At 63.7% G+C, this 8,345-nt stretch carries 7 protein-coding genes; 2 read left to right on the plus strand and 5 right to left on the minus strand.

All coding sequences use genetic code 11. From position 1 onward, the window contains the following. Positions 1 to 23 precede the first annotated feature (23 nt). The 5 genes from CH286_RS11255 to CH286_RS11275 form a co-directional block, all read right to left on the minus strand. Positions 24 to 662, minus strand: coding sequence for a potassium-transporting ATPase subunit C (locus tag CH286_RS11255; protein WP_037154657.1), 639 nt, complete (start codon positions 660 to 662; stop codon positions 24 to 26). Between the two features lies 1 nt (position 663). Then, a complete protein-coding gene (kdpB, locus tag CH286_RS11260; protein WP_037154655.1) occupies positions 664 to 2,760 on the minus strand; it encodes a potassium-transporting ATPase subunit KdpB in 2,097 nt (698 codons plus the stop codon). Continuing rightward, a complete protein-coding gene (gene kdpA, locus CH286_RS11265) occupies positions 2,757 to 4,529 on the minus strand; it encodes a potassium-transporting ATPase subunit KdpA (protein ID WP_037154654.1) in 1,773 nt (590 codons plus the stop codon). The genes kdpB and kdpA overlap by 4 nt, the downstream gene beginning before the upstream one ends. A 4-nt stretch (positions 4,530 to 4,533) precedes the next feature. Beyond that, complete coding sequence (gene kdpF / locus CH286_RS11270) at positions 4,534 to 4,632, minus strand: K(+)-transporting ATPase subunit F (protein WP_080734555.1); 99 nt, start codon at positions 4,630 to 4,632, stop codon at positions 4,534 to 4,536. A gap of 306 nt (positions 4,633 to 4,938) precedes the next feature. Next, positions 4,939 to 5,847 (minus strand): LysR family transcriptional regulator, encoded by a 909-nt coding sequence (locus CH286_RS11275; RefSeq protein WP_094609263.1) that lies wholly within the window; start codon positions 5,845 to 5,847, stop codon positions 4,939 to 4,941. A gap of 139 nt (positions 5,848 to 5,986) precedes the next feature. On the opposite strand from CH286_RS11275, the gene CH286_RS11280 reads away from it, so the two are divergent. Both CH286_RS11280 and CH286_RS11285 read left to right on the plus strand, forming a co-directional pair. Further along, the gene (locus CH286_RS11280; RefSeq protein ID WP_032404528.1) at positions 5,987 to 7,405 is read left to right on the plus strand and encodes an MFS transporter; all 1,419 of its coding nucleotides are present in this window, start codon (positions 5,987 to 5,989) and stop codon (positions 7,403 to 7,405) included. After that, entirely contained in the window at positions 7,402 to 8,148 is a 747-nt protein-coding gene (locus CH286_RS11285; RefSeq protein WP_037154653.1) for a 3-hydroxybutyrate dehydrogenase, read from the plus strand. Before CH286_RS11280 ends, CH286_RS11285 begins: the two co-directional genes overlap by 4 nt. Positions 8,149 to 8,345: the final 197 nt, after the last annotated feature.

Raw genomic sequence — 8,345 nt, forward strand, 5'->3', positions numbered from 1 at the left:
CTGCTGCCCTGGACCGTCGAGGTTCAGCTCGTTCCGCACCCCGGTGCCGTCAGTCCCAGAGCAACATTGAGCTCCGGCACGTTCACTGTCTCGTTGCCGAGGAACCCGAGCTGCCTGCCGTCGGTGTGTTCGGCCACCAGAGCCGTCACCGCGTCGACGCTCATGTTGTTGACCTGCGCGACGCGTGGGATCTGGATCGCCGCGTAGGCGGGGCTGATATCGGGATCGATACCCGAGCCGGATCCGGTGACCGCGTCGACCGGCACAGCGGCCGGGTCGACGCCTTCACGCTCGGCGATGGCGGCACGACGTTCCTCGATGAATGCCGCCAGTGCTTCGCTACTGGGGCCCTGGTTGGTCGGCAACGACGCGGCCGGGTCGCTCGCGGCAAAGGCATCCTCGTCGGAGATGGATCCGGTAACTCGGTTGTGGAAGAACGGATCCGGCGCTCCCGCTTCGACCTGCGGGTCGACCCCGATCAGACTGCTACCGACGACGCACCCGTTCGCGTCACGCAGCGGCGACCCCTCGGCAGAGCTGGATCCGATACGGCTCACCGCCCATACCGCCGCTGGATACCCGATACCGACGATGACCGTCAGCGCCAGCAGCACCGACAGTCCTGCCACGATCTGACCGAGAAATCTCTGTACGAAACGCATGTCAGCCTATCCCTGGGATGAAACGAACGACGAGGTCGATGAGCCAGATCCCGATGAACGGGGTGATGACGCCGCCCACTCCGTAGAGCAGCAGATTGCGGCGCAGCAGTGTCGAAGCGCTCGACGGGACGTAACGAACACCTTTCAGCGCCAACGGAATCAGCCCGATGATCACAAGAGCGTTGAAGATGACCGCGGACAGGATCGCCGATTCGGGAGTGGCGAGCCGCATGATGTTGAGGCCGTCGAGTTGTGGGTAGACGACGCTGAACATCGCCGGCAGAATCGCGAAGTACTTCGCGAGGTCGTTGGCGAGCGAGAACGTCGTCAACGCTCCGCGGGTGATCAACAACTGCTTACCGATCTCGACGACCTCGATCAACTTGGTCGGATCGGAATCGAGATCCACCATGTTGCCGGCCTCTTTTGCGGCCGACGTGCCGGTGTTCATTGCGACACCGACATCGGCCTGCGCCAGAGCGGGGGCGTCGTTGGTGCCGTCGCCCGTCATCGCGACCAGTCGGCCGCCTTCCTGCTCCTTGCGGATCAACGCAAGCTTGTCCTCGGGTGTGGCCTCGGCCAGGAAGTCGTCGACACCTGCCTCGGCTGCAATGGCTTTCGCGGTCCGCGGATTGTCACCGGTGACCATGACGGTCCTGATGCCCATGGCCCGCAACTGAGCGAATCGCTCCGCGATGTGGGGTTTGACGACGTCGGAGAGTTCGATGACACCCAGTGCGCGCGCGGGACCGCCCTGGGGCGCAGTGGCGACCACCAATGGTGTGCCGCCCATTTCGGCGATGCTGTTCGAGATGTCGTCGATCTCCAGGGCGATCGAGGGACCGCCGTTGCTGCGGACCCATGCCAGCACCGAATCGGAGGCACCCTTACGAACCTGGGTGCCGTCGAGATCGATTCCGCTCATGCGGGTTTGGGCGGTGAAGGCGACGAACTCGCCGGTCTTCTCGGTGTCCGTGGCGTGCAGGGGCAACGAGTATTCGACTCCGCACAGATCGACGATGCTGCGGCCTTCGGGTGTGCCGTCGGCGAGGGAGGACAACCGTGCTGCTGCGGCGAGTTCGCCTGCCGTCGTGCCGGGTGCGGGATGAAGCCCGGTGGCACGACGGTTGCCGAAGGTGATCGTGCCGGTCTTGTCCATCAGGAGCGTGTCGATGTCGCCCGCCGCCTCGACGGCGCGGCCAGACATCGCCAGGACGTTGCGCTGAACCAGTCGGTCCATACCGGCAATTCCGATGGCGGACAACAACGCTCCGATGGTGGTCGGAATCAGGCACACCAGTAGCGCGATCAGCTTGATCGGGTCCTGCTCTTCGCCGCCGTACGCGCCCATCGGTCCGATCGCTACGACCGCCAGCATGAAGATGATCGTCAGCGAAGCCAACAGGATGTTCAGCGCGATCTCGTTCGGGGTCTTCTGGCGCGATGCACCCTCGACGAGGGCAATCATTCGGTCGACGAAGGTCTCGCCCTGAGCGGCGGTGATACGCACGACGATCTCGTCGGAGAGCACTCCGGTGCCGCCGGTCACTGCCGAACGGTCACCGCCGGATTCGCGGACGACCGGGGCAGATTCACCGGTGATGGCCGATTCATCCACGCTCGCAATGCCTTCGATGACATCGCCGTCTCCCGGAATGATCTCACCGGCGGAGACGACGACCTCGTCACCGACCTTCAATTCGGTTCCGGGAACCTCTTCGATGGTCCCGTTCGATGTCCGACGGCGCGCGACCGTGTCTCGCTTGACCGCACGCAGGCTCGCAGCCTGGGCCTTGCCACGGCCCTCGGCCACGGACTCGGCAAGGTTGGCGAACAACAACGTGAACCACAGCCACGCCGCTACGAGCCAGGAGAAGACCGAAGGATCGAGTACCGCGAGCACGGTGGTGACGACGGAGCCGATGAGCACGACGAACATGACCGGGTTGCGGGCAAGATGCCGTGGGTCGAGTTTGGCGAACGCGGACGGCAGTGACGTCCACATCTGCCGAGGGCTGAAGTAGCCGGATCGGACCGGGGTGGGGGAGTCGTCGACGTCGGATTCGTCGTCGACGAGGCGGGATGAGGTGACGGTCATTGCAGTGCCTCTGCGATCGGGCCCAAAGACAGGGCCGGGAAGAAGGTCAGTGCCGCGACGAGAACGGCGGTTCCGAGTACCAGTCCGGTGAACAGCGGTCCGGTCGTGGGAAGAGTGCCCGGGTTCGGAGCGGTGCGTTTGGATGTGGCGAGCGAACCTGCCAGTGCCAGTACGAAGATGATCGGAAGGAAGCGGCCGAGCAGCATCGCGATGCCCAGTGAGGTCTGGAACCAGTCGCTGGTGACGGTCAACCCGCCGAACGCGCTGCCGTTGTTGTTCGAGGCGGAGGCGTAGGCGTAGAGGACCTCGGTGAATCCGTGAATCGACCCTGGCGTACCCGGGTCACCCGAGTTGCCCTGGAATCCGGTGGTGGAGGACAGGATCACGGTGATCGAGGTGCCGATCAGGACCAATGCGGGCATCACCAGTACCGACAGTGCGGCGAGGGTGATCTGGCGCTGCCCGATCTTCTTGCCGAGGTATTCGGGCGTACGGCCGACGAGGAGTCCACCCACGAACACCGCGATGATCGCGAGCACGAGCAGTCCGTACAGACCGGTTCCGACACCACCGGGAGCGATTTCGCCGAAGAGCATGTTGAGCAGGACGGCTCCTCCGCCGAGTGGGGACATGCTGTCGTGCGCGGAATTGACTGCGCCGGTGGAAGTTCCCGTAGTCGCGACGGCGAAGAGAGTCGATCCGGGAATGCCGAATCGAACTTCCTTGCCTTCCATCATCGAACCTGCCGCCTGTGCGGCGACGCCGCGAGCTCCGGATTCTGCGACGGCAGTGACCGTGAGGAGGGCTGCGAACAGTGCCGTCATGACCGCGAGCAGGGTCAGGCCCTGACGACGGTCGCCGACCATCGTGCCGAAGGTGCGAGTCAGTGCGACCGGGATGAGCAGGATCGAGATGATCTGCACGACGTTGGTCAAGGGGGTCGGGTTCTCGAACGGGTGCGCGGAGTTAGCGGCGAGGATTCCGCCACCGTTGGTGCCCAGTTCCTTGATCGCTTCCTGCGATGCGACAGGAGCCAAAGCGTTCGAGACCGACGACCCGTCGAGTCCCGTCGAGGCGAAACCTGTGTTGAACGACTGAATGACGCCCTGGCTCAGCATGATCAGTGCGATGACGAACGACAGAGGTAGCAGGATACGGAGGATTCCGCGGACCAGGTCGACCCAGAAGTTTCCGATCTCGCCGCCGGTCCGCACGCGCACGAACCCTCGGATGACGGCGATGGCGACAGCGAGGCCGACTGCGGCAGAAACGAAGTTCTGCACTGCCAAGCCAAGCGGCTGCGTCAGGTTCGACATCGTCGTCTCGGGTGTATACGACTGCCAGTTGGTGTTCGAGACGAAGGAGATCGCGGTGTTGAACGCGACCGACGGGCTCACTCCCGGCAGTCCTCCGTTCAGTGGGAGAACACCCTGAACTCGTTGCAGCACATAGAGAAAGAGGACGCTCGCAGCGGAGAAACCAAGCAGCGAGAGCGCGTATCCGACCCAGGTCTGCTGGGAGCGTGGGTCGATTCGGCAGAGGCGGTAGATCAGCTTTTCGACACGAAGATCTGCCCACACGGTTGTGCCGCCGCGGGTGCGCTGCAGGGTGGCTGTACTGCCTGCGGCGCCGAGGCTCTCTGCTGTTGTATCGACATCATGTTCGGTGGCAAAGACTTTCGCCATGTAGTCACCGAGAGGTACGTACGCGATCGCCAGCACGACGACGACCACGAGGATCTGGAGCGATGCTGCCAGAGCTGCGGTCATGTTCTCAGAACCTCTCCGGGTCGAGCAGTGCCACGAACAGATAGATGACCACCGCGGCGGCGATCACCACGAGTACGACGTTGATGGTTCCGTCGAGCGTCATTTCGCCTTCGCCTTCGTAGTGGCAGTGGTCGCCAACGCCCGCAGGATCAGTGCACAAACACCGAACCCCGCGGCCGTGACGAGGAGATAACCCAAATCAGCCATGAACGTTCAAGCCTCTTCGACATAGTGCGGTCCAACGCATCTTCAGCGCTGGCGGTCCAACGCTTCATCAGCGCTGGTCGGAGGGCTTATGACCCTCCGGTCACCGATATGTTTACGCCGTCGAAACTGGCCCGAAGACGATCCTTACGGATCCTTTACGCCTGCGAATTCAGTCATGACACAAATATGACGCGGCCATCTGTCAGCTCTCTCCCAACAGAGCCGAGCGCTGCTCGGTGACGACCGCGCGGATCGCGTCGACCACTGCTGAGACCTCCGGTCGTCGCAGTGTTTCGGTGCGGGTGACGAGCCAGTAGGTCAGTTTCACGGCGATGGCGTCGGGCAGGATTCGGTGGAGGTCGGGGTGACGGTCTGCCATGAAGCACGGCAGCAGTCCGATGCCCGCTGATGCTCTGGTGGCTTCGACGTGAACGAACACGTTGGTGGAAGTGACCGATTCGCGCATCGTCGGGGTGAAGTTGGGGGCCAGATCGAGGTCGTCGACGTGGAGCATCGAGTCGATGAAATAGATGAACGGGTGTGCGGAGAGGTCGGCCGGCACCTGTGGCGTCCCGTGTTCGTTCAGATACGTCTCGGAGGCGTAGAGGCCGAGTAGGTAGTCCCCGAGCCGGATGGCCTCCGCGCGATGCACCTGCGGTTGTCCGACGACGATCTCGATGTCCAGTCCGGATCGTTGCTGCGACGCGCGCCGGGTGACCGCGACGATTTCCACGGACACCCGCGGATGAGCGCGCTGCACCCGCGCCGCGGCCGGGGCTGCGATGTAGGCACTGAATCCGTCGGTCGCCGAAATACGGACCACACCTTCCAGCGCGCCTGCATCGCTCGAGACGAGGGTGCGCAGCGCATCCTCGACGGCCTCGGCGGCGGCCAGCGCCCCGTGGCCCAGCTGCGTCAGCTCCCAGCCGCCGGCACCACGGGTGAGGACCCGGCCGCCGAGCGTGTCCTCGAGTGCGGCGATGCGTCGGGAAATGGTCGTGTGGTTGATGCCCAGGTCGTCGGCTGCGGAGCTGTAACGACCGGTTCGACTCACGGCGAGCAGCACCAGCAGGTCATCTGCACTGGGGATCTTCGCGCCACCGCGTGTCATGTGTGCAGTTTTGCAGATCCCACCTGCGTTCATGGCTCTTGCGCCCAGAAACATCTGCACCAATACTCAGAGCAACCCCGCTACATGTGTGGTCTGTCACAGATACGAGCACGCAGTGCCGAGCAACACAGGAGAAGATATGAGCGTCGATCAGCCGCTGACCGAACGACCCGAACCACCGGATCCCGATGCCACCCCCGCAGGCCTGAAGAAGGTCGTCGGAGCGTCGATGGCAGGCACCATCGTCGAGTGGTACGAGTTCTTCCTCTACGGCACCGCCGCAACGCTGGTGTTCAGCAAGATCTTCTTCGCCGCCGGAACCAGCGAGCTCGACGCCATCCTCGCTGCCTTCGTCACCTACGCCGTCGGTTTCGTCGCCAGGCCGTTGGGCGGCATCGTCTTCGGCCACTACGGCGACAAGTACGGCCGAAAGAAGTTGCTGCAGTTCAGCCTCGTCCTCGTCGGCGGAGCCACGTTCCTCATGGGCTGCCTGCCGACCTTCGAGGCGATCGGCTACTGGGCACCGGCATTACTGGTGACCCTGCGATTCATCCAGGGCTTCGCCGTCGGCGGCGAATGGGGAGGTGCGGTTCTCCTTGTCGCAGAACACAGTCCGAACAAGTCTCGCGGATTCTGGGCCAGCTGGCCGCAGGCAGGCGTACCGGCAGGCAACCTGCTCGCCACCGTCGCACTGCTCGTCCTGACGACCACCCTGTCCGACGAGGCCTTCCTCAGCTGGGGCTGGCGCGTCGCGTTCTGGCTCTCCGCCGTCATCGTCTTCGTCGGCTACTACATCCGCACCAAGGTCTCCGACGCCCCGATCTTCCTCGAGGCGCACAAGCAGGCCGAGGTCATCAAGGCTGCGTCGTACGGCGTCTTCGAGGTCGTGAAGCGCTACCCGCGTGGCGTATTCACCGCTATGGGCCTGCGCTTCGGTGAGAACGTCATGTACTACCTCGTCGTCACCTTCTCCATCACGTACCTCAAGGTCGAGGTGGGTACCGACACCAGCACGATCCTGTGGTGGATGCTCATCGCCCACGCGATCCATTTCTGCACAATTCCGTTGGTGGGCAGGCTCGCCGACCGCATCGGTCGTCGTCCGGTGTACTTCGCCGGCGCGCTCACTGCGGCCACCTGGGGCTTCTTTGCGTTCCCCATGATGAACAGCGGCCACAACGTCGTCATCTTGCTGGCCATCATCATCGGCCTGATGTTCCACGCCTTCATGTACGCCACGCAGCCGGCCATCATGGCCGAGATGTTCCCGACGCGGATGCGCTACTCCGGAGTGTCGCTCGGCTACCAGGTCACCTCGATCGTCGCCGGTTCGCTGGCCCCGATCATCGCGGTCAAGCTGCTCGACATCTACGGCTCGTCCGTGCCGATCGCGGTGTACCTGGCCGTTGCCTGCGCCATCACCGTGGTTGCCGTCGTCGTCGCCAGGGAGACCAAGGGATTGGCGCTCGAGAGCATCGACATCGCCGACGCCAAGAACCTGGCCACCGAGGCCGAGTTGGCCAAGGCCGGCCTGCTCGATCAGAACGCGCAGCGATGACCGATCTGACCGGACGCTCCGCCCTCGTCACCGGGGGAGCGTCCGGGATCGGGGCTGCGTGTGCGCGAGAGCTCGCCGGCCGCGGTGCACGCGTCACCCTCGCCGATGTGAACGACGTTGCCGCAAAGGAATTGGCGTCGGAGATCGGCGGTGAGGTGTGGTCGGTGGATCTGCTCGACACCACCGCGCTCGACGATCTTCGCTTGGACATCGACATCTTGGTCAACAACGCGGGTATCCAAACCGTCGCACCGATAGTCGACTTCGACCCGGGCGCGTTCCGCAAAATCCAAACGCTGATGGTCGAGGCTCCGTTCCTTTTGGTTCGGGCTGCGTTGCCGCACATGTACTCTCGCGGGTTCGGTCGCGTGATCAACCTGTCGTCGGTGCACGGACTGCGGGCCTCGGAATTCAAGGTCGCCTACGTCACCGCCAAACATGCACTCGAAGGACTGTCGAAAGTGACGGCCCTCGAAGGCGCAGCCCACGGAGTGACGAGCAACTGCGTCAACCCGGGATACGTACGAACGCCATTGGTCGAGAAGCAGATCGCAGACCAGGCCAAGGCACATGGGATTCCCGAGAACGAAGTACTCGAAAAGGTGCTGCTGACGGAGGCTGCCATCAAGCGACTCGTCGAACCCGCCGAAGTCGCCTCACTGGTGGGGTGGTTGACCTCCGAGAACGCGGGCATGGTCACCGGAGCGTCGTACACCATGGACGGTGGTTGGTCGGCTCGATAGCTTCGGTGCCGCCCGTTCCGCGTCAATGGACCACTGCATACGTCTGACCGGTGCAAGGGTCCATTGACGCAATACCGGCAGTCGCGTGAATGGACCACTGCATTGCACTGGACCCCGTGGGTTGGACTGCTCAATGCAAAGCCTAGGCGGCGAGGGCCTGAGCTCGGTATCGCACCGGGCTCAGGCCGTCGAGGCGT

It is taken from the genome of Rhodococcus sp. WWJCD1, from assembly GCF_002258735.1.
Classification (GTDB): Bacteria; Actinomycetota; Actinomycetes; order Mycobacteriales; family Mycobacteriaceae; genus Rhodococcoides.